Consider the following 26,062-nt stretch of genomic DNA (forward strand, 5'->3'; position numbering starts at 1 on the left):
TATTTGATCTAAAGTTTTACAACCCAGTTAAATTGATCTTCCACTGTTTGTTCTTGAATACCGAGAAGAGTCTCTCTTAGCATTTTTGTGGTTGGACCAAACTCTTCTTTCACATTATATCTTTCTCCACTTTCTTCATGAAGAGAGCATATTGGAGTGATAATAGCGGCCGTTCCACAAGAAAAGCATTCCGTGCATTTATTTGATTTAATATCTTCAATTAAATCATCGATACTCATCTTTCTCTCAATAACCTTAAGTCCTTTTGAGCGTGCAATATCAATGAGTGAGCGACGTGTGATTCCATCAAGAATTGTCTCTGTTAATTCTGGAGTGTGAATTTCTCCATCAATGACAGCAAAGAAATTCATTCCACTCAGTTCTTCAATAGACTTTCTATCACTTGCAGATAACCAAAGACTTTGGTGAAGGCCAAGCTTTTGCGTGCGTACACCAGAGTTTAGAGCTCCTGCATAATTACCGCCTGTTTTTGCTGTCCCCATTCCTCCTGGGCAGGCACGAACCATTTGTCTTTCAATTAAAACCTTATAACTACCACCAGAAAAATAAGACTCAACAGGTGAGGCGATAACCATGAAGAGAAACTCTTCACTTGGCTTTATCCCAAGGTTATTTTCTGTTGCGATCATAAACGGTCTTATATAAAGAGATTCACCACTTCTTTTTGGGATGAAGTTTTCACCCATCTTTGTAATTGTATTTACCGCATTTACAAAAATCTCATTTGGAACTTCTGGCATGGCCATTCTTCTTGCTGAATGATTAAAGCGTTTGAAGTTCTCTAATGGACGAAAGAGGTTTGGTCCATTTCCTTTGTAATTATATGCCTTCATTCCTTCAAAGATCTCTTGTCCGTAATGAAGAACTTTACATGTTGGATCTAGTTCAAGTTTTGCATATGGCCTAATCTCAAGCTCGCCCCATTCGCCACGCTTGAATTCACACGTTGCCATAATTGGTAAAAGAACTTTTCCAAATCCTACTTTATCAGGCATCGAAAAATTCTCGATGGCCTCTTTAGCACTTGCTAAAACTTTCATAATACTCCTCAATTAATTATTTGCAGTGATAACCCATTCCTGTCACTTTCCAGCGACCGCCTTCATTAACTGCTTCTTTGATAAAGATTGTATTTCCACCTTTATCTGCAACTTGATTGATAGCGTGGTTAATTGCAAGGTCTTTTATTCCGTTTTCATTTTCACCGATTACAGAAGTGAAGACAGTACAGTTCTTACGTGGTTTTTGGTATGTAACCTTAACTTTGCTTCCTTCTTCTGTAAGCTTTGTCTTTGAAACGGCACAACTACAAAGTAGTAGTATCATTAAAAAATATTTCATATATCCTCCACGAATTTTGGTTATATTAGCAAATCAGAAACAATGAGGCTTAGGTTTGTGCGTCAATTTTATCTTTTGACGTTGTTTGAGAATTTTAATATTATTCTGAGTGATTTTAGGACTATAGCTCAGTTGGTTAGAGCGCTACCTTGACATGGTAGAGGTCTGCAGTTCGAATCTGCATAGTCCTACCATCTTTGATTTGATCTAGTACAATTCGATTCTTATACCCAGTACATTTACCGATATCAACTCAGCATCAAAACATGCCTTTGGGCATCTTTTGACTGCAGGTTGTAAAGTTCGAATCTGCATAGTCCTACCATCTTTGATTTGATCTAGTACAATTCGATTTTTATACCCAGTACATTTACCGATATCAACTCAGCATCAAAACATGCCTTTGGGCATCTTTTGACTGCAGGTTGTAAAGTTCGAATCTACATAGTCCTACCATTTTCTTTTTAATGATGGATTTCTAATACATCTTTATCTCGATTGCTAAGGCTTCTTTTTGCTACAATTTGTGTATCAATTGATGTGTCAACATATGCTGCATTTACGAATTTTAAGCGAAATGTCGATCCTATCTCGTCTCGATTATTAAATGCCTTAATATCTCCGCCGTAGAAATTCATATACTTCTTAACCACTGGAAGGCCAAAGCCTGAGCCTTCTTCGCCGTGAGTTCCTTCTCGATGAGTTTCATTTGTAAATGAGAAAAGACCACTTAGCATACTTTCTGGAATACCTATTCCTTGGTCAATAATATCAACCTGGATTGCTGAGTTTCTGTTGCTGACTTTGATTAGGATTTCTGATCCTTGTGGAGAGAATTTTGAAGCATTAGTAATAAGATTTGTGAAGACACTTTGATTTAAGGAAGATGGTTCGGCCATTGCTTTTAGGTTTTTATTAAGAATCTCAAGCCTAATATGCTGTCCTTTCTTATCGAGCCTCTTTCGCACTAACTGAATTGAGCTCTTTATTGTATCTTCTAATTTAACAGGCTCTAATTTGATTGTGGATTTTCCGGATTCGATGGACTGGATTTTTCTTATATGTTGAATTAATTCACTCATATTCTCAATCACACCACTTACTCGACCAAGGTTTTTAAGAATCCCTTCTTTATCTTTCATGGCCAATATTGTTGAGTCACTTAAAAGAGATAATAATGTTGTTGAATTAGAGAGGTCGTGGAAGAGGACAGATAATAAGTGCTGCTTTTCTTCAAGACTTTGAGAAAGATCGTTCTTATCGACCTCAAGCTGTTTATTTTTAATGACCATGTGCATTGTTGTTGCCATGGATACTAAGAGTAATACTAAGAGAATCGCGGCGATATAGGTCACAATGTTTCCTTTCAGAAGTGTTGTTGTTTAAATTATTTTTATGGATATTAACTGTAAAGTTATTCAATAAAAAGACGGCAGGTTTAAACTTAACTTAAATTAAGAAGGTATCTTCATATTTTGTTGATTGTTCATTATATAAATCACCATAAACCCTTGTATAGACTGATAGTTCTTATTCAAGTAGACTGTGCGCAATGAAAAGCTATCTTAATAAAAAATTAACTTCACTAGTTGTGAGCCAATTTATTCATTACTGGTATTACTATATAGGGGCTTTTATTTGTCTCTATTTAACTCATAATATTCAAAGTGAATTACCATTTATTGCTAAAGATTTGGCAGAGAAAATATCAGAGGGAATTTCAATTCCTGTGGGGCATTTATTTTTATTAGCTCTAGGGATTATTATCTTTAGAACTTCATCTAGGCTTCTCTTCTTTTACCCAGCACGAGTCCTGCAAAAGATCTTAAGATTTGAGTTAATGAAGAAGCTTGAGACAGTCAGCCCATCTCGCTATAAAGAATTTTCTAAAGGACAAATCTTTCAAATTATTGGAGGGGACTTAGAGCACGTTAGGGCCCTCGTTGGTTTTGCTCTACTTCAAATTGCAAATATCATTATTGCACTTTCGATTCTTGTTCCAAAACTTTTAAGCTTTAATAAAGAATTATTTGTTGCCTTGCTGCCGATGTTCTTTGCTTTCATCGTCTTCAGCGTCATTGTCTCTACAAATAGAAAGTTTTATCGAAAAACTCAAGACCTACAAGGTGAAGTTCAAAATACAATTATTGAAACTTATGCAGGAAAGAAAACAATCAAAAACTTTCATGCAGAAAAAGCATTTATTGATTTATTCTCAAAGAAGTCTCAAGAAGAATTAGATAACTTCTATGAAGCCGGTAAGAGAGTCGGTATCTCTATTCCTCTTATGCCTACTGGTGTGGGGCTATCGCTTGTATGGGGTGCTTTTATTATTTATAAGGAACAGCTTGGTGCATCTTCACTGATCTTATTTTCTGGTTTTGTTTACCTATTCTTAGAACCAATTATGTTCCTAGCTTGGATTGGAGTTGTCTTTACTCGTTCTGCTGGTGCATGGGCCAGAGTAAGAGAGCTCGTTGGTGCCATGAATAGTGAAAGTGATTTAGAAAAGTCTTTGAAACGAGAGTTCTCATTAAAGAAGAAAGAGGAAATTGTAGAGTTACAACTTCCATTTTGGGAACGTGATTTAGCGCTTAAAGTTCATGTGGGACAAAAGAATGCAGTTGTTGGAAAGACTGGTTGTGGGAAATCTGAGCTACTAATAAAGATCAGTGAACTTTTAAAGCTACAATCTCATACAACAAGTTATGTCGCACAAGATCCATATCTTTATAACGGAACTATTTTTGAAAACTTATCACTGGGCCAAGACTTTAGCGAAGAGGAGTCTAAAAGAGCCTACGAGTTATTAAAAATATTTGGATTAGATTATCTCGCCCAGGACCGTGAAAGCTTATTTAATTTAGTTGTAGGGGAGAATGGTAAGAGATTATCAGGTGGACAAATTAAACGTGTTGCACTCATAAAGTCTCTACTCTTTGATAGTGAGTTTATTATTTGGGATGATCCATTTTCATCGATTGATGTTGTTCTCGAAAGAGATATTTTAAAGCGTTTAAACGATATGGGTGTTTTTGATGGCAGAACTCTTATTATGTCTACTCACCGCTATACAACGGCCATGCAGTGTGATCACTTATCTCTTATTTGTGATGATGGTGGTCTCTTAGAAGAAATGACAGTTGAGGCCTTTAAGAAAAAAGAAGAAAACAGTAATTTAGAAGGAGAAATATATGAACATTTCAAAAAACAACTCCTCTAAGTTTTTATTCTTTGAAGGTAGTGGAAAGTATCTTCTAAGTATGACTTTATGCCTAGTTATCTCAAGTGCGCTTGGAGCATCCTTGCCACAGTTAATAAATAAATTAACGGCAAATTATGATAATGAAGCTATTTATCGCCAGACCCTTCTAATCATGACATTTGTCTTTCTAGGGACAGCTATTAACCGCGCTGTTTATAATTTAATTATAAATCGCTATGTTGTGGGAATGGTTCAATTTGTTAGAACTCATTGTTATTCGAAGTGGCTATCAAGTGTAGAGCTTCAAACGTCAAAAGAAAATCGTAATGATCGTTATCCTCAAGGAGAAGTTCTTGCACGTATCATGAGTGATACAGAGAGTTTAAGAGAGCTTGTAACGTCTGGAACATTTGGAATCATTATTGATATCTTCTTCGTTTTAGCTTCTTTGGTGAGTTTTGTTAGTTTAAATGCCATCGCTGGTGCATATCTTGCTGCTATTCAATTTGGTGCGGCCTTAATTCTTATTTGGTGCTCTAAGTATATGAGAGCAGTATTTTTGAGTGTTAGAAACTCAAGAGCTAAACTTTATCGCGTCGTTGCTGATTTAATCGGTGGGGTTCGTGAAAACTATTATAATCCGGCAAAGCAATATACTTCAAAAAAGTCGTTAGTGGTTTTTGATGAGTTCTTAAGAAAAATTCTTTCTTCAAATGTTTGGGATGCTTCTTATTATTCATTTGCTGAATCTCTTTTTCCTGTTTTCTTGGCCTGTGCAATTTTCATTATTCCAAATAGTGGTATAACTCAGGTTGCTTTAATCTTTGCATTAATTGATTTAATTCAACGATCAATTAATCCAATTAAAGACGTTTCATCTAAGGTTGCAAATATACAAAGGGCAGCAACTGGGGTTGGGCGAATTGACGAATTTTTAACTGATCTAGAAAGAGAGAAGTCTTCAGATATAGATGCAAAAAGACGCAAATATGATGTTGATACAATGGATATTGATATCCAAAAATTTACTTATCCTGCAAAGGGTAAGAATTCGACGCCATTTACTCTTGAAGATATTAATTTCAGTGCAAACCAAGGTGACCTCATTGGTATTGTTGGCCTATCAGGTAGTGGAAAGTCGACTCTTTTAAATATCATGGCAGCAAATATTATTCCTGATGAAGGAAGGGTTTATGTTCAAAACCACGATGGACTGAAAAAAGAATATAATTTCGATTATATCGATGACTTCAACGAGTATCGTGAATTAATAGGAATTGTTTCACAAGATTCACATATCTTTTCTGAAAGTGTTGAGTTTAATATTACGATGGGTCAGCCTGGATTTGGTGACTTCGACAGTTTCTGGAATGAAGTCTGTACACAGATCTCATATATTTCTAAGTGGGGAATTAGGCCAGATACAGTATTAGACCAAAATGAGATCTCTTTGGGACAAAAACAACTTATCTCAGCTATCCGCTCTTGTTATTTAAAAAAGCCAATTGTTCTCTTTGATGAAATCTCATCATCTCTAGATAGTGATCTTGAAGAAGCATTGCGTAGAATGATTTTATTTGTACAAAAGCAAGCGGTAACAATTATTGTCGCTCACAGAGTTGAGACAATTCTAGAAGCACAACAAATTATTGTGATGGAAGGTGGACGTATTGTTGCTAAAGGAACACACGGAGAGTTGAAAAATACTTCACCGCAGTATGATCAATTTGTTAAAGAATTATCAAATTGACAAAAAAATGACGTACTCCTTAATGCATTATTTCTCTTTTTTACATATAATTAATTTAAATTGATGTGAAGGAGAACAAACATGATCAAAAAATCCAAGATTGCTCTTGGTCTGATTGCTATTTCTGCAATGGGACTAATTGCTTGTACGAGTGATGTAAATTCAAAGCCTAATTTTCTATTTAAGAAGGCTCCAAATGATACAGCTGTAATTAAATTCAATGGAAAAGAAGTAAGTCACGATGAATTATTCAAAGGTTCAGAGGCCGAAATCTATGAAATGAAGCAAAAGCTTTATGAGCTGAAGCTAGGGAAGGTAAAAGCCTACCTACTTGAACAATATAAGAATGAAGACCCAGCTCGTACTTCAATGAATATGGAAAACTTTATTGATACAGTTGTTGCTAAAGATATTGAGATCACAGAAGAAGAAATCAATGCTTTCGCAAAAGAAAGAAATATTCCACAGATGAATCCACAACTAAAAGTGAGAATTATCGACTTCCTAAAGAATACAAAAAAGCGTGATGCTATTGAAGCTTATATTGCTAAGAAAACAAAGGACTCACCAGTTGAGATCTATCTTGCAAAGCCTGAGAGACCTCGTTTCGATATTCCTGTTACAGGAAATGAGCCAACTTTTGGTGGGAAAGATGTAGCAGTAACTATTGTTGAGTATTCTGACTTCCAGTGTCCTTTCTGTGCAAAGGGTGTTGAGATTATGAACGAAATCAAAAAAGCTTATGGAAATAAGGTTAAGATTGTATTTAAGAACTTCCCACTTAGCTTCCATAAAGATGCTGCAAAAGCTGCTGAAGCTGCACTATGTGCAAATGAGCAATCATCTGAGAAATTTTGGAAATTACATGATGAGATGTTTGCTGATCAGTCAGGTCTAGCAGTTGATGGACTTAAGGCCAAGGCGAAGAAAGTTGGACTTGATCAAAAGAAATTTAATGAATGTCTTGATTCTGGAAAGATGAAGTCACAAGTTGATGCTACTGTACAAGAAGGTGTAAAGGTTGGTGTTAAATCAACTCCAACATTCTACGTAAATGGTATGTTAATCAATGGAGCTCAACCATTTGAGGTATTTAAAGAGCTTATTGATTCAGAAATGACAAAGTAAAAGACTCTGATATTTACTATATAAAGAAGGCCGGGCATTTATTCCCGGCCTTTTTAAATTCTTCAGAATTGATAGAATAGTAAGGTAATCTGGCCAATTTTGGCCTATTTAATCTTCATATTTTAGGTAATTGGAAGAAAGTTTATGGACGTTAGAGACTATAGTAAGAGATTGTCACAGAGCAGAGAGGATTTTAATCGTAAGCGCGAAGAGCAGCGCCAAAATTATGATCGTCAGTTAGATGAGTTAAAAGAAACTCAAGAATATCGTCTTAATAAGCAAAGAAAGGCTTATGATAATTCAATTCAGAAGCTAGAAGAAACTCAAGATCGTTTCAGAGAAATCTCAACAGAAGATACTAAAAAGAAAATTGAAGAGCAGCAAAAAGATTACCTAAGTAAATTAAATACAAATAAGCGCGACTTTGAAAGAGAGCGCAAAGATATACGTGATGATTTTAATAATCGCTTTAAAAATATCCGTGAAGCATATGAGGCCAAAGGTAAGAATGACGTGGCCACGATGGGAAATCGACTTTCAACGAATCAAAGACGTTTTGAAAATACTATCGATAAAATGGAAGGTCATTTTAACGAAAAGATCAAAGATGTTTATGCTAATGCCCGCGATACAGCTCATGATCATGAATTAGCAACAAAGAATGATCGTCGTCGTTTGATTGGAAGATTTGAAGATGAGATCAGACAATCAAATAAGGCCCATGGTAGTGAAAGAGCAAAGCTGTACGAAGAATTTAATGATGATGTAACAAATCTACGTAAAACTCATAAACAAAGAGAAGCATCTCTTAAATCATATCAAGATGAAAGAATAGAGGATTTGCGAGATCAAAAAGATAAACAACTTGCTGAAAATCAAAAGAGCTTTAAGGCCTCTATTGATGATATCAATATTCGTAACTCAAGAAAGAGAAAACTTGAACAACGTGATAATAAGCAAGCTGCAACAGATCTTCAGAATCAACATGCGCGTTCTCTAGATAGAGCACGTCGTGAAATGAACCAAAAACTTTCAGGTGGTAATCGCGAAGATATCTTCAATGATAAATTAGATCAAACAAAGCGTGGTTACGAAACTCGTATTAAGAATATTCGCGATCAAATTGAAGACGATCGATTTAATGCAGATATTCAAGAACGTCGTCGTACCCAGTCAACAAAAGAAGTTTTAAGAAATCAAAAACAAAAAGCATCAAATTATATCGCAGCTCTTGAAAAGGATATGGCCGAATTTAAGAGTGATAAGCTAAGTGAAATCAATGTTGAAGTTAATAATGACATTGAAGAGCTTCATGATAGTTATAAGAGAAAGCTTATGGCAAAAGATGTCAATGCTTACAACGAACAAGAACACGCTAAAAAGATAAATGAAAAACAAAGAAATCAATTTAGTGAAACGATTCAAAAGATCAATAATAGAAACTCTGAGGCAATTTCTCAAATGCAAGAAGACTTCTCTGATGAGTCAAAAGAATTTATTCAAGAGACGCGTTTCAAGCATGCAAAAGAGATGAAAGAAGTTAAAGAAAGTTTCCTGGAAAATAAAGAGAAGCTTACTAAGTCTATGACGCAAAAAATCGAACAACTAGAAGAACAAAACCAAAAGTTAATTTCTTCTTATGAAGGTAAGTTAAGTCGTCTTAAGAAAGCTAATGCTAAAGAGATTGAGCGTATAAAAACGACAAACCACTTACAAGCAGAGCATTTGAAAGAACAGACTAGAAATGCTATTGCTCTTAAGGATAGAGAAAATCAAAATCATCTAGCAGAAGTTAGAGGTGACTTTGATAAACGTTTATCTCAAGTTAAACAAAGAGCAGACATTCAAGTAAAAAGAATGGTAGATTACTATGAAGATATGCTTGCACGTGAACGTGATGAGTCTCAAAGAAAGTATATGAGTAAAGTGACAGAACTTGAAAATCAATATAATACTTTATATGAGAACTCTAAGCTTGAAAGAAGAAACCTTATTAATCAATATGAAAACCGTATTGAAGAGGTACGCGCTGCAAATGCAATGGCCTTAGAAGAAAGATCTAAGGAGATTAGCTCGGGAATGTTCTCAGAGCAGCAAGCAAGTCGAAAAGCTTAATTAGAAAGAATTGAAATATAAGAATTCAGGGAGAGATAATGGGAATGGGCAGAGTCCGTCGTGCGAAGATTGTTGCGACTTTAGGTCCTTCATCAAACACTGTTGAGATGATTGAAAAACTCATCAAAGCAGGGATCAATGTTGCTCGTGTAAATATGAGCCATGGTACTCATGAGGCACATGCACAGCTTATCTCAAATATACGTCAGGCTTCTAAGAACCTTGGACGTGAAATTGCGATTCTAATCGACCTTCAAGGTCCAAAAATCCGTACAGATAAATTACCAAATGGCCTTCAATTAGAAAAAGGCCAAACATGGGTAATAGGTCCTTCGTCTAAGCAAGAAGATTATCCTGAGTATAAAGATTGCTATATTCCTACGATATACGAAAAGCTTGTTGATGATTGTCATGATGGTGCAAGAATCCTCTTTGATGATGGAAAGTTAATAGCAAAAGCGACAACGCGTGATCGTGATGTTTATAAAATCGAAGTTATTGTAGGTGGCGAGCTTAAGTCTAATAAAGGAATTAATCTTCCTGACTGTGAAGTTTCTGCTCCTGCATTTACTGAAAAAGATGAAGCAGATTTAATGTTTGCTCTAAAACATAATATCGATTACATCGCACTTTCTTTTGTTCGTAAAAAAGAAGATATTCAAACAGTGAAGGCCTTACTTCATAAGCTAAAAGTAAGAGTTCCTATTGTTTCTAAGATAGAAAAACCACAGGCCCTAGATAATATCGAAGAAATTCTTGATATTACAGATGTCATTATGGTTGCTCGTGGTGATATGGGGGTTGAAGTAGGTAACCACCTTGTTCCTTCTATTCAAAAAGAGCTTATTCAAAAGTGTAATGATCGTATGATTCCTGTTATTACTGCGACACAAATGCTTGAGAGTATGACAGATGCACCAACACCAACTAGAGCAGAAGCAAGTGATGTTGCCAACGCTATTTGGGATGGTACTGACGCTGTTATGTTATCTGGTGAGTCGGCTTCTGGTATGTATCCAGTTGAAACAGTTACTATGATGAGTAATATTATTTATGAAGCAGAGAAGACTCCAAAGGAGAGACCTCTTCTTAGAAATATTGACCTTTCTTCTGTAAATTCATCAGTAATGGTTGCAGCATCAATGATTGCTGAAAAAGTCGAAGCAAAGAGAATTCTTGCAGTAACTGAAGGTGGTAATTCTTGTCGTAAGGTCTCGATGTTTAGACCACAAACACCAGTTGCAGGTGTGACTCATAATCTTCGTACCGCTCGTCGTATTTGTTTATACTGGGGTGTTTATCCATATCTTGTAGAAGAAGAAGTACAAGATACAGGCTCTTACGTTAAGTATATTGTGAATCATGCAAAAGAGAAGATGGGGCTTTTTAACGGAGATAAGATCGTTGTTACCTTAGGTGATGGAAAGATCTTCTCTAAAGGTTATTCTAACTCGGTGAAAGTTGAAATAATCAAACAAGCAAAGCATCATGAAGAATCTGGTGAAGAACCTTTTGATATAGCAGAAGATAAAAAAAAAAGAATTTTACTAGATCATAATATCTGCTCAACTTGTCAAAACTGTGTTTCAATTTGTCCGCATGAGATTTGGCAAGCTGATAAGAAAACAAAGCTTACAAAACTTAATAAAGACAATATTAAGCACTGTACTCTTGATTATGAATGTATCAGAGTGTGTCCAACAGGTGCTATCGAAATTATTGAAAAGTCATGATTAAAAGAGATGATATCCAAAATATCCTAAATGGCCAAGGCCTTAAAGTATGGGGTGTCGTCTCTGCATCAAAACCAAAGTCTCTTGATCGATTCAAAAAGTGGGTAAGTGATGGGCTCTATGGTGCCCTTGGCTATCTTGCGGATGAACGTGCTATAAAAAGAGAAGATCTTAAAAATTACTATCCTGATATTAAGTCAACATTAGTTATCGCTTTTGATTACTCACATATTGCTCGTAGTGCAAAGAAGTTCTATGAAAGTAGCGAGAGCAATGGGCTAAAAATCGCCAATTACGTTGTTGGATTTAAAGGTCGTGATTACCATTATGAGGTGAGAGATAAATTACAGGCCATAGGGGAAGAGTTACAAAAGCTTGACCCGAATCTTGAATTTAAGTTCTCTCTTGATACACAACCAATTCTTGAGCGTGACTTTGCTTATCAGTCAGGGCTTGGCTGGTATGGAAAGAATTCTATGCTTATTAATCGTCATATTGGAAGCTACTTCATTATTGGCTCACTTTTACTTAATAAAGAAGTGGAGGCCCCAAATGATAAATTTGAAACGGATCACTGTGGCCAGTGCACACGTTGTGCGGATGCTTGTCCTACAGATGCTATTGATTTAGAGAAGCGAACAATTGTTGCAGATAAGTGTATATCAACTTTTACCATCGAACATTTTAAAGATATTCAAGCACCTGAAGGCTTTGATAAGGCCCGCGGAGAATTCTTTGGTTGTGATATTTGCCAGGATGTTTGTCCTTGGAATAAGAGGCTTGAGAGAAAGCTAGAAAGCGACTCTGAAGCGTTTAAAGAAAGTGGAAGGCAATTTATCGACTTCTTTTTAACAAGGCCTGTGGATGAGATTATCAATGATCTTGAGGCCATGAGTAATCGTGAGTATCGACGTCAATTCAAAGGCACTCCACTTGAGCGCACTGGACGTGTTGGGATGCTAAAAAACCTTCGCTATTATCTAGATTAGTTCAATTTTCTTTGCATACTTCTTTATAAAACTTCCGGCCATATCTGGTAGGTGATGGCCAAGCTTCTTAGGCTTCTCCATTGTCACTGTATTGCCAAGTTCTTCTAAGATCTTTGCAAAATTCTCCATTCCCTCTTTACCTACAACCACATCATCTTCACCTGAGATGAGGTGAATTTTGTGACCTGATAAGGTTAAATTGTGCTTTTGATCCTTGATCCAAGGAAAGATTGTATCTGGGCCAAGGTGGGGTGAGACAAGCTCTGCTCTTGCTCTTACTGTGGCCTGATAAAAAGGCGTATCAAATACATGTGTGACACCTTCTGGTGGAATACCAAAGCCAACACCAACATGATGAATGTCAAAGCCCTCAAAGTAGTTATTTTGAACTGCTAGAATAGATGTAAGAGCTCCGAGTGAGTGGCCACCAACTAGAAGTTTCTTTTCTTGATTTGGATAGGCTTGAGTTAATTTTGTAATTGCTTCTTTAAAAAGTTCCGGTGCGTCATTTTTAAAGTCTTCAAATGAGTTCACATCGTGAAAAGATCCAGTAAAGTGACCCGGTTGGTCAAAGATTAAAGTTGGGACTCCATCGTCACAAAGCTTCTGTGCCCAAGAAAAAATACTTATCTTGTGAGAAGTATATCCATGAGTAAAAATAGCGTAACCAGTATTTTTTAGCTTAGTTTGTGGTGGTCTAAAGAGTAGGGCGTTAACCGTAGTCTCATTTACTGTTAAAATAATTTTATCGATACTTAAAAATTTTTCATTCATAGCAGACATAATAATTAAAGATATCTCAAATTAAAATTAAAAAACTTTTTAATTTTCTATTGACGAAGAAGGCATAAACCATTAATTTATTGGAACCAAATCATTTATGCCCTGATAGCTCAGTTGGTAGAGCAAAGGACTGAAAATCCTTGTGTCCGTGGTTCGAATCCGCGTCGGGGCACCATAAAAAAGCCAGATCATTGATCTGGCTTTTTTTTTACCTTCAATCATCAAAACATTGCACACTACAAAACTCTATTTTTTACAAGGGCATTTTTATACCCTAAAATAAGTTTTCGAATTAAATTAGAATGGGAGAGCAAGTGCACCTTGATTTTAATCCAAATAGTGAGCCAGCTGCTGAAATCAATTTTAATCAATTTCTTGATGTTGATATGAGAATTGGAGAGGTCGTTGAAGTTGAAGACTTTCCGGAAGCTAGAAAACCAAGCTTTAAGCTTAAAATAGACTTTGGTGAGGGTGTAGGTATAAAGAAATCAAGTGCGCAAATCACTGTACATTATTCAAAAGATGAGTTGCTCGGTAAAAAAGTATTGGCCGTAGTGAATTTCCCTCCAAGGCAAATAGGAAAGTTTATGTCGGAAGTTCTTGTTATGGGATTTTCAGACAAAAACAATGATATTGTTCTTTTCGATTTAGATAAAGACGTTCCAAATGGTGCTAGACTTCATTAATGTAAGGTAAATGAAGAAGCACCTGGATTAGAAAATTACACTAGTGTTATTTGGATCTTCTTCATTCGGCCTTCACCGATCGAGACTGTTTTAACTTCTTTGTGCTTATCAAGGTGTTGATGAACAAGCCTGCGATCTGAAGAGTTTAATGCTTTAAGTGTGACTGGCTCACGAGTGTCTAGCACTTTAGCTGTCTCGCGCTCAACCATCTTAATAAGATAGTCTTCTTGATTCTTAATATCCTTACACTTGAAATTTAGTCTAACTTCTCTTGGGACTTCAACACTGTTGTAGAGGTGTAGTCTTGTCAGGTGCTCAAGAGCTTGGAGTAGCTCATTATTATCACGTGTTAACATCTTCTCATCTTTTCCTGAAAAGAAGATTTTAATATTCTTTCCATTGAATGAGAATTTTGCAAATAGCTTTAAGTTTGCCTTCTTTATCACATCAATTAAGAAAGGCATCACGATCTTCTTATACGTTGGTCTAAGACTATAAGTGAACTTTGTAAGCCTTTTTCCAAATAAGAAAAACTTCTTACGTCCTGGTGTCGATTCATCAAGGCTTAGTTGAGAATCATACTTTATCTTAAAGAATTCAAGAGCGGCTTTTTTTGCACTTTCTTGAGAGTCTGCTTGAATCGTAAACTTCGGTGTATTTGGTCTCTTTTCTATTTTCTTAACTGGTTTTGTAATCTTTTGATTATTTACGTGAGTATCAGCTTTTTTAGTTGTCTTTGCTGTTGCCTGAGTTCTTTCTTGAGTTCTCTTTTGAGCTTTTTTGCGTACTGGTTTCTTACGCTTTTCTTTTTCCTCTTGAGTTAGAGGCTTGCCAGTCGTTCTATCGACAACTTTGTAAGTTTTACGATCAATGAATGGCTTCTTTGAAAGCTGCTTAGAAATATCATCTGGTCCAACTTCAAATTTTGGAATTTTATCGCCAATAAATTCTTGAATTGGGTCTAGGTATTCACAGTCATCAAAAGAGCAAAAGCTTATTGCTTCACCTTCTGAGCCTGCTCGCCCTGTACGACCGATTCGGTGAACATAGTTAGCAGCATCTTGAGGAAGATCGTAATTGATAACAAGGTTAACATCTTTAATGTCGAGCCCTCGTGCTGCAACATCTGTGCAAACAAGGATTGTCGTCTCTTTCGATCTAAAATCTTTGATTAGCTTTGTTCTCTTACTTTGAGAAAGGCCACCTGAGATTGCCTTTGCTTTGAAATCCATTGCGATTAGCCACTCAGCAACTAAGTGTGTTTGAAACTTTGTGTTACAAAAGACAAGTGCATATGCATCTTCGTGGTTTCGGATGAGGTTTACGAGAAGGCCCATCTTTTCATTTTCGTTAACCATCGCTAGCTTGTGATCAATGTGATCAACAACCATATTATCTTCATTTAACTTAAGCTCAATTGGCGTTGAGTTAAATTTATAGGCCGTATTTAAAACTGCCATATTAGTCGTGGCCGATACCATGATTAATTGCCTGTCATCTGGCATTTGAGCAAGAGTGTATTCGATATCTTTTTGGAAGCCCATATCAAATAAACGGTCAGCTTCATCAAATACGATTCCGTAAGTGCGATCAATGAGGACGGCCTTTTGCTTAAGTAGGTCCACTAAGCGGCCAGGAGTAGCAATAATAATATGCACACCCTTATTAATTTGCTCTTTTTGCTTTGCGAGGCTTTCACCTCCAATAACGCAAATCGTTTTAATTCCAGAGTCATTACCTAGATCGTTAAAGACCTTTGCAGTTTGCTGCGCTAATTCTCTTGTGGGAGATAGGACAACATAGTGAACATCATCAACTTTCACGAGGTCATCGTGAATGATGTGTTCGATGATAGGAATGGCAAATGACGCAGTCTTTCCAGAGCCTGTTTCAGCAAGGGCAAGTATGTCTTTACCTTCTAAAATTGGATCAATTGTAAGTTCTTGGATGGCGCTTGCTGTTGTAAAACCACATTTTTTAATGGATTCAAGGAGGCCTGCGCTTAAATTAAAGTCTTCAAATGGTATATTATCTGTCATAGCAATGAATATACGCTATATGACACATTAATCTAAGTAATTTCTTAACTTTCCTTATAATAACTGCGTTTCAGTACTTTTTTGCCAACAATTATTAAATTATTGCATACTATAGTAGAACAAGGGCCATAAATACCATTTGTTCAACTTTTAATCTATTTAATAGGGATAAGTATGAGTAACAAGAATGCAGGATCTTGCTTATGTGGAAATATTAAATTTGAGCTTGAAGGAAGTTTTGAAAGCTTCTTTCTTTGTCATTGCAAGTATTGTCAAAAAGATACAGGATCTGCTCATGCGGCAAACCTCTTTACGACAAATTCAAAGCTAAGTTGGTTATCTGGAGAAGACCTCGTTAAGACATTTAATTTGCCCCACACAAGACACGTTAAAAGTTTTTGTACTAATTGTGGTTCAGCTGTTCCTAGCATTCAAAATAATGGTGACTTGATTGTAGTACCTGCAGGTAGTTTGGATGTTCCTGTTAGTATAAAACCTAATGCTCATTTGTTTATTGGAAGTAAAGCGAATTGGGAAGATAAGTTAGATGAACTACCTTCATTTGAAGGGCTGCCTAGGTAGTGTAGCTAAGTTTATTATTCTTATGAATTGAGAATTTCCGCTAGTACTTCTTGGCAGCTTTGGGGCGGCCTTAAGAAGTCGGATGCTTTTGCAAGAATATCTTTAGTTCGATAGCTGATTAGTCCAAAATCACCCTTAAGTTTTTCAATTGTTTCTGTGGCCTCTGGCGACTCTGTTGTATTAGAGAGTATTCTTTGAATATTATCAGAGATAATATTTGAGATATCGTCTTCAAGTTCTTCGTCTAATCCAATTTCATTCATTTTCTTATAGATGAACATAAATGCATCAAGGTCATAAATATTGGCCATGACTTTTTCTGCAAATTGAGAAAAGTAGTAAGGAGAAAACTTTCCTAAGTGATTAAGGAGTAACTCTAGCTCTTGTTTCTTTAACTCACCAGATGGGAATTTGTTTAAGTGATTGGAGATAAAGTCCTTTTGTAATAAGGTGTAAAAAGACATTAAATGCTTTGTTTCAATTTCTTTGTAAACTTCTAAGATCTTCTTGTAATCTGTTATTTCACTAAGTTGTTGTTTTATTTTTTCAAGCTCAATTGTATCTAATTCTGATTGTTTCGTTCTTTCTTCACTGACAATCTCGTTTAAGCTATTTAGTAAATTCGATTCGTATTCAGTGATAGGACGTTTGCTATTTGTAAAAAAGTGTTGAGTAAATAGAGTTGGTGATGATGGCAGTCGTGCTAATTCATGGCCAGATGACCAATCTAATAGAAACCATTTACCTTTTGCCTTTGAATAGACAAGTTGTTCGACATGGAAATCTCCAATAGTTTGATAAATTGCACTTTGTTTTGCAAAGTCAAAAAGAGCTTCTTCAATATGAGCTTTTTCTACATCTGGTATTGATTCGTTATTTGTAAGAAAGTCTTTCAAGTCAAAGTCATTTTCTATTACATCTACAAGAAGGTAAGAGCTATCCTCATATGAATGAATCATTGGAATTGGAAGTTTTGTTTCTTCTAGCTCACTAAATCCTGCAAAGGAATGATTTATAAATCGCTTCCCATCATGAATATTATAATTCTTTTCTTGGTTTCCATGGGGAAGTCTAAGGGCCAAATCTTGTCCCATTTCACTGTCGTGTACTTTTAATATTAAAGTCGTATTCCCACTTCCAAGGACTTCTTTGTAGATGACGCTCTTTCCACGTAGATGGATACTTTCGCCAGCTTTAAGCCCCCCTGAAAAAATACTTTGTGCAAAGTTGTCATTGAAGACATCATCTGAATTAAACAGATGAAGATCTGCTGACCAAACTGAGAGGTTGAATGTGAATAGTATAAATAAGAATCTTATCATCATTAGTTTAGATGCAGATGAGGTGCCAAAAAAACGATTGTTATTTCAGTAGGTTACGTGAGTCTTGTGTCTAAATAATGATCAAGTGTAGTATATGTAGAATAAAATTATCTTATATTCTAAGTCGCTATATTCCCTAAACAAAAAGAATACCCTATGATAATTTTTTTAAGTGTTAATTTAGTGAGGAGATATGCAGAAGGCAACAAAACTTCGAATTGTCATAAAAAGAGATGGCAAAGAAAAAGCGAATATAAAACTTCCTATTTATTCTCTAAAGCATATCGAAACATTAATGCCAGATGTTGCATTAGTTAAATTAAAAGAAAGAAATATTGATCTTGAGAGTATTGTCAAAAAAGTTAAAGATAGTGATTATAGGCCTCAAACACTTTTTGAGATTAATGATCCTAAAAAATCATATCGAGTTTGGATTGAATAAATATGTCAGATTATGAGTACCGAGAATATACAAAGAATACCGATGAAGTTTTTGAAATCGTTTCAAAGGTTAATGGCTATATCTTTAGTCTTCCATATAGTATAGAAAAAATGCGAGACAAAACTCGTCATTGTAAGAAGTTTCTAGCGCAGTTCTTCTTTGATGGTGATGAGCCTATTGCCTTTAAAATCGGTTATGATCGCGAGGATTATTTCTATAGTTGGATTGGTGGTGTTTCATCAATTTATCGTGGACAAAAGTTAGCAACAAAGCTGATGGAAAGACAGCATCAATGGGTAAGGGAGCAGGGATTCCAAAAATTACGTACTCATACAGATGATCGTTTTCCTGAAATGATAAGTCTTAATTTAAAATTTGGTTTCTATATTTTTGAAAAGCGTATTAAAGATGATGGTATCGAGCAAATCATCATGGAAAAGGAAATATAAGTTTCCAAATATGTTCACATTGTAAGTCAAAAGCTTATTCTTTACCTTAATTAGTTAGTAGTTTTTATAAAATCAGGCGATGATGGTTATAGTCTCATACAGGAGGTCTCTATGAATCGTTCATGGGTAATTGTCGCCAATAAATCTAGTGCTCGAGTTTATGAGCGTATTAAACGAAAAGATTTAAAACTAATAGAAAGTTTAGAAAATCCTACGGCCAAAACAAGTGAGTCTGAACAGGTTTCTGATCGTCGAGGCTCAATGTCCCAAAGTCATAGTCATGGACAACAATCATTTTCGCCAAAGACAACTGCTAAAGAGCATAATGAAATTAGCTTTGCAAAAGAGATCAATGATTTTCTTGAAAAGAATCGTACAAGAAATAAATTTGATAAACTTGAAATCGTAGCGGCACCTTCCTTTCTAGGTATCCTTAAAAAGAACTTAGATAAAGAGCTAGGTAAGCAAGTCACTCAATATACAAATAAGGACTTTGGTGAACGCTCTGATCGTGAAATCAAAAAGTTAATCGCTTCTTAGATGATTTGGTTCATTGTATTTATGACTTTTGATTAAAACAAATGTAGGTGTAGGCAAACATCCTGAATACGCTGTAAAATAAGTAAGCTTAAAAACAAGGAAGTTTAAGTTTGGTATTTATTAAGTCTACATTTTTTAAAAGAGTTCTAATTTTATTCTTTTTTCTTATCTATAATCCAGTCAGCTCTCGTGCGAATGAGTGTGGTTGGTTCCTATCTGATTTCACTTCGCCAGTTTGTACTGATGCTAAGTATATCTTTTGGACTGGAACAACAATTACTGCTGGTCTTCGTCTACTTAAACAAATTAAAGGCTTTGATGAAATCCAAAGAAGAGCAGTCGCTAAGAATCACCTAAAAGGCTTGGGAAAGTTTGGCGGGGATATTGGCTATGGTTATCTAAATGCAACGTATATTTTAGGCAACTACTTATTAGGTGGTGCTAGAGGCGCTAAAAAAGCTTCTCATATGCTTCAGGCCACTTTCTATACTGTAGGGACAACAGCAGCATTAAAAAGTATGATTCATGAAACGAGACCTGGTTATCCTCAAGAGCATGACTCTTTTCCTTCTGGGCATGCTTCGGCGTCTTTTGCATTTGCTTCTGTCGTTTTAGCGCAGGATGGTGTTGTGTGGGGGAGTTTGGCCCATCTCGCTGCAATATTTATCTCTTTTAGTCGTATAAACGACGAGTGGCATTATCTTCATGATGTTACGGCTGGTATGACCATTGGGATGAGCTATGCATGGGGGATTTACTTCAATAATATGGATTATGGAAAACCATATTGGTTCACAGTACTTCCTACTGAGAATTTAGATGGCCTAAGCATAGGATATGCATTAAGTTTTTAGGTATGAAAAACCTATTCTTATCTGTATTAATTTGCGTTTCACTTCCGTCATTTGCTTCTGATGGACTAATCTGTGCAATTGAATCAGCTACATATTATAAAAGAGTTCTTGAAACACAGAATCTAGAAGTTGATAAGTATAAGCATTGTACAATTTCTTGTATTGTTGGAATTGAATGTGGAGTTAAACCTACGGCAATGATTGGTGTAGCAAAAGAGCTTTATGACTTATTTGGTGGAGGGACACCGGAGTTAGAAGATCTCTTAGCAAATTTAAGAGGATTGAGATTAAGTCAGCGCGGTGATATTCAAAACTTCGAAGAGTGTTCATCTCATTGCCAAGTCTATTATTCAAAATAATAAAAAAGGGCACTTAAAAGTGCCCTTCATATTTCTATAATTTAAAAATATATTAGAAGTCTTGGATTTCTGAAACAAGTTCAGGAGCGTCGATAAATGGATTTCTATTTCCTTGAATACGCTCAATCTTTTCATTTCTTTCTCTTTCATCAGCATCCACTGGGTCTTGCTTATGCCACAGGCGAAATAGTCTTTCTTGATGAGAGTTTAAGTTGCGGCCATAACGTACTGAGAAGTAGAACATTGCACGAGCGACATTTCCTTTGTGAAATTCTGGTGGCTCAAAAGTGTGGTTGTCAAATTTTGATACCTGACAATCATCAAGTCTTGCATTCTTACTATCAACTTCACCAAAGTTATAATTTCCTCTGATGCTATTTGCACGACTTTGAGTAGGAAAGAGGTGGTGAAGGTCAGATACTTGGTATCTTTGATCAGCTCCTCCAAACTTTGATTGTGGCCATGTATGCTCACAATTTACGACTTGGTGATTTGGTATTCTATTTCTTCCAATTGTTCCGATATTTGGTGTCGAGTTCGTGTAGACCTCATCGCAATAAACATCGCGAATATATTGTCCATGGCCTCCATCTCTTTTTAAGTGAAGTTCACCAAAGAGGTATTCACGGGCCGTACGATAAGAGTTTCTGTAGTGACCATCTGAAGTCATTCTTTTTAAATTACTTTTTAAGTCTGAATTTGAATAAGATTTTGAAATTAAGGTTTTAAGTTGTTGAGGGTTGTAGCTTGCTGTCGCAGCGAACGACAGTAGGGTTACGAAGAGTAGTTTCATCTTCATTTTTTTCTCCAGTGGTCATTTTTTTCTTTGTGTGTGTACTTAATTTATAGGCCAGTTTAATTAATCTGTCTAATAAGAAAAATTAGACCCCCTTATATGTAATAAAATATTAGGAACTTATCTTAATATTTTGAAGGCCTTTTTTTTGACAACACTTGTTAACAAATAATTAAGTTTAGAATGTTATGTAGATGACGATGTGAGTTAGGTGAAAATAAAAAAGGTCCTTAATGATGCGTGGCTTATCTAAGATTTCCATTGTGTTATTACTCTCTGGGTTGGCCTTCCTTGTCATTCTCTACTTTCAAAGGGATGGAGTGTTGAGGGAGAAGTATCATGAAGAGTTCAAAAGTGATGCAAGGAAGCTGTCTGCAGGGATAGTGGCCGCTCGAAATTTAAGGAGTGAAGTTCTTAGTACAATTGCACAATTTTTTTCATCGTCGCTAAATGTGAATAAGTGGGAGTTTCATAATTTCACAAATAATATGCTCTCAGATTTAAATATTTCTTCAATCTGTTATTTTGGTGAAGATGGAACAACATATAAAACTCTAAATAGTAGAAGAGATAATTGCGGTAAATATCAAAGTAAAAATTCCTCTGGTTTCGATAAAGACACCTCTAACGTTTATATCTTTCAAGATGTAAGCTCTGTTGACGGCACGAAAGGTCGCGCTCTAATGGTTTTTAAATTTAATTCCTTAATACCTAGAGACCTTATGGAAGGTGGTCTTTCAGGGATTAGGATTAACTTACGAACTAGTCAAAGTGATCTAGATTCAGGAATGATGAATTACTTTAATGAAGAAGTCTTTATTGTTGACGGTAATCAAAATTACTACATAGAAGTCACAAAACCTGTTTCTTTCTCATCTCTAACTTTATCTTTTGACTATATTTTAATTCTTACGTTATTTGCGGCTTTATTTGGACTAGTTATCTACAACGTGGAATCGGCTTTAAAACGAGAGAAATTAATTTCTTTAAAAGTTAAAAAACAAAAAAGAGCAATTGAGAGACAATTTGATGAAATTGCGACGCAGAAGAAAATAGCTAGTCAGAATGAAAGGCTGGCATCAATTGGAGTTTTAGCAGCTGGAATAGGTCATGAGATAAATAATCCTTTATCTATTATTATTGGACAACTAGGGAAATTAAAAGAGCTAGTTAATCGTCAAACTGATGTCGGCGAAAGACTCTTAAAGGTAGATAAGTCAGTTAAAAGAATTGAGAGAATCGTTTCTGCACTTAGAAAATTCTCACGTCAGTCTAGAGATGATGCTGATGAGTCAGAAAAACTTTTTAATGTAAGTGCGCTTTGTATTGATACTGTTTCAATGCTTAAGGAGTTGTATGAAAAAGATGGGATTAAAGTTCTTCTTTCACTATCAATTGATGAAGATCTCTATATCAAAGGAGATAGAGGTAAGTTTCAACAGGTGCTGATTAATCTAATTTCTAATGCAAGAGATGCCGTTGAAAATCGGAAAAATGCACTCATAAAAGTTATCGTAAAGTCAGATAGCGAAAACATAGCTGTTTCAGTTTTAGATAATGGTGCTGGTATCACTAAGGAAGATCAGGAAAGAATATTTGATCTATTTTATACAACTAAAGACGTTGGACGTGGGACAGGTATTGGACTTTCATTAACTCGTGAATTCGTCCAGGATATATTTCATGGAAAAATAAATGTTAGTAGTGAGATTGGAAAGGGGACTGAGTTTCAAGTTGTCGTTCCTGCATATATGGATGAGTCTAAGAAAGAGGAGATAAAGCAAGAAATGATGAATCAAAGTGTCGAAGTTAAAGCTAAAGAAATTAAATGTGTAAAATGTAATGCCTTAGTCGTTGATGATGAAGAAGGTATTAGAGAATTATTACAAGAAATTTTAATGGACTTGGGAATTAATACTAAGACTGCTGAAGATGGAAAAGTTGCCTTAGAGATGTACTTAGATGATCCAAAGGAATTCGATATCATCATTTCTGATTTAAAGATGCCAAATATGAATGGCCCACAGTTATTGAGAGAAATTCGCTCACATAAGAACCTTAATCAACCCAAGTTCATTTTAACTAGTGGGTGCGTAAACTTAAATTTTGAAGGTTCAGACAAGGATGTATATGAATATGTAAATGGATTTATCTATAAACCATTTACTGAAGAACAGTTGATTGAAAAGATCAATGAAGTCTTGTCTAATCAGGAACTTAAATCGGCAGCATAAATTCAATGTAAACTTAATGTTAAGATTTGATCATTATTTTGCCGGGCCCTTTAAAATGCTCCCAAGGTGCAGTATTATTAACTTGTAGGGAAACTTAACGCATTTCAATTCCCGAAGGAAATGGGAGGTTATTTATGAAGCGTTTATTATTGTTTGCCATGATTTTTAGTTCGCTATTTTCATACGCTGAAAAAGATCGAAATATTTCAAGCGTAGGAAATGAAGGTAGTTACTCAAACTCAGCGGCTTATGTCGAAGACAAGATTCCTGAAGATTCAAGAGAGAAGGATGACTCTCGCCAAAGGATATCTCGAGACTATTTTGAAAAATATGTTCATCCAGAAATACACGATAAAAAATTTAGAGAAGATTAAACAAGGGCCACTTTTATAGTGGCCTTTTTATTTAATTACTATTCATTATGCTCTTTACTTGAGATTGGATATCTTTGAATTGTTTTGAGTCAAAATCAATATTCTTTGCCGCGCTTTCTACATCAAAATCAACATTTTTGTTATTCATCTGCTTTGAAGCAAGCTTTCTTCCTAAGTCAGATAATTGATTCCATTCTTGGTCAGGCATCGCCGCAAGTTTAGACTTTGCATTATTTGCTTCTTCTGGGCCAATAATTCCTTTTGCTACCATCTTATCAATCATGGAGGCAGTCATATTTCGATCAACACCACTGGCCTGTAGTGAGAAATTAAACAAGAGGCCAAAAACAACTAGTCCTAAATACTTCATATTGTATCCTTTTTTTACTTCACAAAATTATACGATAAGGTCCAGGGCCTACAAAAACCTTACGAAATTTTAGTACGTTATCGCCATTTTTCTTGTTAATATGAGTTTAAAATTGACCACAAAAATTGGATGAAATAGGAGGTCGTGATGGAATTTCTCCACACAATGGTTCGTGTAACTAATCTTGATGAAAGTATGGAATTTTACTGCAATAAATTAGGGCTTAAAGAAGTCCATCGAATTGAGAGTGAAGCTGGACGTTTTACACTGGTTTACTTAAGTGCTCCTGGTGATGTTGAAAGAGCAAAGAAAGAAGAGTCTCCACTTATTGAACTGACATATAATTGGCCAAATGAAGATGGAAGCTTTGAGCAAATGCCAAATAGTAGCCGTAATTGGGGACATCTAGCATTTAGAGTTGAAAATATTTATGAAACTTGTGAGCGTTTACAAGAAATGGGGATAACGATAAATCGTCCACCTCGTGATGGATATATGGCGTTTTTAAAATCTCCTGATGATATTTCAATTGAGCTACTTCAAAAAGGTGAAGCTCTTGAACCAAAGTCTCCTTGGAAAGAAATGGAAAACACTGGAACTTGGTAGAATTATAAATAGACGTTGCCATGATTCCTACTTACAATGGAATTATGGCAATTTCAGATGATGAACTAAATGAAAAAAGAGACTTAAAATACTATTTCACTTTCGTGGTATTAGGAGTTTTAACAGGAATTGCATCTTCAGTTTTTCTACATCTGCTAAAGTTAGTTACTACAACGCGATTTAAATACCCAGCTCTTATTTATTTCTTACCTATTGCAATGGTCGTTGCAAATTTTTGTTATAAAAAGTTTTCTCCAATTAGTGAGCAAGGAAATAATCTGATCATTGATGAGGTTCATCGACCTAAAAGAAAAATACCATTTATTATGATTCCTCTCATTATGTTTTCAACTCTTATATCCCACTTATTTGGAGCAAGTGTTGGACGAGAGGGAAGTGCTGTGCAAATGGGAGGGGCCATCGGCGAGCAATTGGCAAAACTCTTTAAGCACTCAAAAAGAAAGCGTGCCGTTTTATTAATGGCCGGCTGTGGGGCCGGATTTGGAACGGCAATCGGTGCACCATTGGCAGGTGCTATCTTTGGTATTGAGGCAATTTATTTAAATGTAAAGATAAAGCTTTCAACATTTCTGGAATGTTTGATCGCTTCATATATTGGCTTTTACACGACTCATTTACTATATGCACCTCATTCAACTTATATACGATTTACAAGTTTGGACTTTAATTGGCATTGGCTTTGGTATTCAATCATTGCAGGGCTATTCTTTGGTGCTCTTGCTAGAGGATTTATTTTACTGATCGATAATGTGAAGTCATTTATTAAAAGCTTTGGTAAGCCTCTACTTATAACTTTTCTAGGTAGTTTATTATTAATAATGATTTACTACGTATTAGATGACATCTCTAAACAAAGATATACAGGCCTTGGTATCGACGTTATTCAGCAGGCCCTTGTTGAGTTCGTATCGATAAAGGATGTTATTTTAAAATTTCTACTTACTGCAATATCCCTAATATCTGGAATTAAAGGGGGAGAGTTTACTCCCTTAGTATATATTGGTACGACTGCAGGTTCATGGCTTTCATCAGTTTTAACGATAAACCCTAATCTTTTGGCCGCAATCGGCTTTTGTGTAGTCTTTGGAGCAGCTTCAAATACACCTCTTGCTTGTATCGTTATGGGAGCTGAAATATTTGGCCATCATATTTTACCCTATCTGATCGTTGCCATGATTATTGCTCAAATTGTTTCAGGTAAGGAGAGTATTTACTCAGCTCAAATTCTTAAAAAGATTAATAGTTGAGTAAAATGCTTCTGACTTAAACTCGCAAATAAAAATTTTTTCTTTTCAAATAGTTTTCAAAATTTCTATAATGACT

Annotated in this window: 25 protein-coding genes and 2 tRNA genes; 19 read left to right on the top strand and 8 right to left on the bottom strand. The window is 35.5% G+C overall.

Annotated features, from left to right (window positions below; genetic code table 11):
- Positions 1-8: 8 nt before the first annotated feature.
- Positions 9-1,061 carry a branched-chain amino acid aminotransferase gene (locus BALOs_RS05515; protein WP_114706424.1) on the bottom strand — a complete coding sequence of 351 codons (1,053 nt, stop codon included), beginning with the start codon at positions 1,059-1,061 and terminating at the stop codon, positions 9-11.
- A 16-nt stretch (positions 1,062-1,077) separates the two neighbouring features.
- A complete protein-coding gene (locus BALOs_RS05520; RefSeq protein WP_120404539.1) occupies positions 1,078-1,362 on the bottom strand; it encodes a hypothetical protein in 285 nt (94 codons plus the stop codon).
- A 117-nt stretch (positions 1,363-1,479) separates the two neighbouring features.
- Here BALOs_RS05520 and BALOs_RS05525 point away from each other — a divergent pair.
- Positions 1,480-1,556, top strand: a tRNA-Val gene (locus tag BALOs_RS05525).
- Between the two features lie 270 nt (positions 1,557-1,826).
- On the opposite strand, the gene BALOs_RS05530 is transcribed toward BALOs_RS05525, so the two are convergent.
- Positions 1,827-2,717 carry a sensor histidine kinase KdpD gene (locus BALOs_RS05530; RefSeq protein ID WP_114706422.1) on the bottom strand — a complete coding sequence of 297 codons (891 nt, stop codon included), beginning with the start codon at positions 2,715-2,717 and terminating at the stop codon, positions 1,827-1,829.
- A gap of 197 nt (positions 2,718-2,914) precedes the next feature.
- Here BALOs_RS05530 and BALOs_RS05535 point away from each other — a divergent pair, with 197 nt between their 5' ends.
- From BALOs_RS05535 to queG, 6 genes are all read left to right on the top strand, one after another.
- A complete protein-coding gene (locus tag BALOs_RS05535; RefSeq protein WP_114706421.1) occupies positions 2,915-4,585 on the top strand; it encodes an ABC transporter ATP-binding protein in 1,671 nt (556 codons plus the stop codon).
- Positions 4,557-6,317 carry an ABC transporter ATP-binding protein gene (locus BALOs_RS05540; protein ID WP_114706420.1) on the top strand — a complete coding sequence of 587 codons (1,761 nt, stop codon included), beginning with the start codon at positions 4,557-4,559 and terminating at the stop codon, positions 6,315-6,317. The genes BALOs_RS05535 and BALOs_RS05540 overlap by 29 nt, the downstream gene beginning before the upstream one ends.
- Before the next feature lie 81 nt (positions 6,318-6,398).
- Positions 6,399-7,445, top strand: coding sequence for a thioredoxin domain-containing protein (locus BALOs_RS05545; RefSeq protein ID WP_114706419.1), 1,047 nt, complete (start codon positions 6,399-6,401; stop codon positions 7,443-7,445).
- Between the two features lie 171 nt (positions 7,446-7,616).
- Positions 7,617-9,560, top strand: coding sequence for a hypothetical protein (locus BALOs_RS05550; protein ID WP_162929563.1), 1,944 nt, complete (start codon positions 7,617-7,619; stop codon positions 9,558-9,560).
- A 38-nt stretch (positions 9,561-9,598) separates the two neighbouring features.
- On the top strand, positions 9,599-11,293 hold the full coding sequence (pyk, locus tag BALOs_RS05555) for a pyruvate kinase (protein ID WP_114706417.1): 1,695 nt from the start codon (positions 9,599-9,601) through the stop codon (positions 11,291-11,293).
- A complete protein-coding gene (queG, locus tag BALOs_RS05560) occupies positions 11,290-12,282 on the top strand; it encodes a tRNA epoxyqueuosine(34) reductase QueG (protein ID WP_120404541.1) in 993 nt (330 codons plus the stop codon). The genes pyk and queG overlap by 4 nt, the downstream gene beginning before the upstream one ends.
- On the opposite strand, the gene BALOs_RS05565 is transcribed toward queG, so the two are convergent.
- Positions 12,274-13,056, bottom strand: coding sequence for an alpha/beta hydrolase (locus tag BALOs_RS05565; protein ID WP_162929564.1), 783 nt, complete (start codon positions 13,054-13,056; stop codon positions 12,274-12,276). The genes queG and BALOs_RS05565 overlap by 9 nt on opposite strands.
- Positions 13,057-13,164: 108 nt before the next feature.
- On the opposite strand from BALOs_RS05565, the gene BALOs_RS05570 reads away from it, so the two are divergent.
- Positions 13,165-13,240 (top strand) — tRNA-Phe (locus tag BALOs_RS05570).
- A gap of 139 nt (positions 13,241-13,379) precedes the next feature.
- Complete coding sequence (locus tag BALOs_RS05575) at positions 13,380-13,751, top strand: tRNA-binding protein (protein ID WP_120404543.1); 372 nt, start codon at positions 13,380-13,382, stop codon at positions 13,749-13,751.
- Positions 13,752-13,786: 35 nt separating this feature from the next.
- Here BALOs_RS05575 and BALOs_RS05580 read toward each other — a convergent pair whose 3' ends face one another.
- The gene (locus BALOs_RS05580) at positions 13,787-15,790 is read right to left on the bottom strand and encodes a DEAD/DEAH box helicase (RefSeq protein WP_120404544.1); all 2,004 of its coding nucleotides are present in this window, start codon (positions 15,788-15,790) and stop codon (positions 13,787-13,789) included.
- Positions 15,791-15,964: 174 nt separating this feature from the next.
- On the opposite strand from BALOs_RS05580, the gene BALOs_RS05585 reads away from it, so the two are divergent.
- On the top strand, positions 15,965-16,372 hold the full coding sequence (locus BALOs_RS05585; protein ID WP_120404545.1) for a GFA family protein: 408 nt from the start codon (positions 15,965-15,967) through the stop codon (positions 16,370-16,372).
- A 20-nt stretch (positions 16,373-16,392) separates the two neighbouring features.
- Here the strand turns inward: BALOs_RS05585 and BALOs_RS05590 are convergent, their stop codons facing one another.
- Positions 16,393-17,694 (bottom strand): hypothetical protein, encoded by a 1,302-nt coding sequence (locus BALOs_RS05590; RefSeq protein ID WP_162929565.1) that lies wholly within the window; start codon positions 17,692-17,694, stop codon positions 16,393-16,395.
- A 193-nt stretch (positions 17,695-17,887) separates the two neighbouring features.
- Between BALOs_RS05590 and BALOs_RS05595 the strand changes: the two genes are divergently transcribed.
- From BALOs_RS05595 to BALOs_RS05615, 5 genes are all read left to right on the top strand, one after another.
- Positions 17,888-18,136: a hypothetical protein gene (locus tag BALOs_RS05595; RefSeq protein ID WP_114706410.1), complete on the top strand. Its 249-nt coding sequence runs from the start codon at positions 17,888-17,890 to the stop codon at positions 18,134-18,136.
- A 2-nt stretch (positions 18,137-18,138) separates the two neighbouring features.
- Positions 18,139-18,585, top strand: a complete 447-nt coding sequence (locus BALOs_RS05600; protein WP_120404547.1) for a GNAT family N-acetyltransferase — start codon at positions 18,139-18,141, stop codon at positions 18,583-18,585.
- 111 nt (positions 18,586-18,696) lie between these two features.
- The gene (locus BALOs_RS05605) at positions 18,697-19,125 is read left to right on the top strand and encodes a host attachment protein (RefSeq protein ID WP_120404548.1); all 429 of its coding nucleotides are present in this window, start codon (positions 18,697-18,699) and stop codon (positions 19,123-19,125) included.
- Between the two features lie 110 nt (positions 19,126-19,235).
- The gene (locus BALOs_RS05610) at positions 19,236-19,979 is read left to right on the top strand and encodes a phosphatase PAP2 family protein (protein WP_120404549.1); all 744 of its coding nucleotides are present in this window, start codon (positions 19,236-19,238) and stop codon (positions 19,977-19,979) included.
- A 2-nt stretch (positions 19,980-19,981) separates the two neighbouring features.
- Positions 19,982-20,338 carry a hypothetical protein gene (locus BALOs_RS05615; protein WP_114706406.1) on the top strand — a complete coding sequence of 119 codons (357 nt, stop codon included), beginning with the start codon at positions 19,982-19,984 and terminating at the stop codon, positions 20,336-20,338.
- Positions 20,339-20,390: 52 nt separating this feature from the next.
- Here the strand turns inward: BALOs_RS05615 and BALOs_RS05620 are convergent, their stop codons facing one another.
- The gene (locus tag BALOs_RS05620) at positions 20,391-21,137 is read right to left on the bottom strand and encodes an endonuclease I family protein (protein WP_120404550.1); all 747 of its coding nucleotides are present in this window, start codon (positions 21,135-21,137) and stop codon (positions 20,391-20,393) included.
- A gap of 320 nt (positions 21,138-21,457) precedes the next feature.
- Between BALOs_RS05620 and BALOs_RS05625 the strand changes: the two genes are divergently transcribed.
- Entirely contained in the window at positions 21,458-23,368 is a 1,911-nt protein-coding gene (locus tag BALOs_RS05625; RefSeq protein WP_162929566.1) for a hybrid sensor histidine kinase/response regulator, read from the top strand.
- Between the two features lie 134 nt (positions 23,369-23,502).
- On the top strand, positions 23,503-23,742 hold the full coding sequence (locus BALOs_RS05630) for a hypothetical protein (RefSeq protein WP_114706403.1): 240 nt from the start codon (positions 23,503-23,505) through the stop codon (positions 23,740-23,742).
- A gap of 31 nt (positions 23,743-23,773) precedes the next feature.
- On the opposite strand, the gene BALOs_RS05635 is transcribed toward BALOs_RS05630, so the two are convergent.
- The gene (locus tag BALOs_RS05635; protein WP_120404552.1) at positions 23,774-24,112 is read right to left on the bottom strand and encodes a 30S ribosomal protein S20; all 339 of its coding nucleotides are present in this window, start codon (positions 24,110-24,112) and stop codon (positions 23,774-23,776) included.
- Positions 24,113-24,259: 147 nt separating this feature from the next.
- On the opposite strand from BALOs_RS05635, the gene BALOs_RS05640 reads away from it, so the two are divergent.
- Positions 24,260-24,718: a VOC family protein gene (locus tag BALOs_RS05640; protein WP_120404553.1), complete on the top strand. Its 459-nt coding sequence runs from the start codon at positions 24,260-24,262 to the stop codon at positions 24,716-24,718.
- Positions 24,719-24,762: 44 nt separating this feature from the next.
- Positions 24,763-25,986 (top strand): chloride channel protein, encoded by a 1,224-nt coding sequence (locus BALOs_RS05645; RefSeq protein WP_162929567.1) that lies wholly within the window; start codon positions 24,763-24,765, stop codon positions 25,984-25,986.
- Positions 25,987-26,062 lie beyond the last annotated feature (76 nt).

This window comes from Halobacteriovorax sp. BALOs_7 (assembly GCF_003612895.1).
GTDB classification, from domain to species: Bacteria; Bdellovibrionota; Bacteriovoracia; order Bacteriovoracales; family Bacteriovoracaceae; genus Halobacteriovorax_A; species Halobacteriovorax_A vibrionivorans.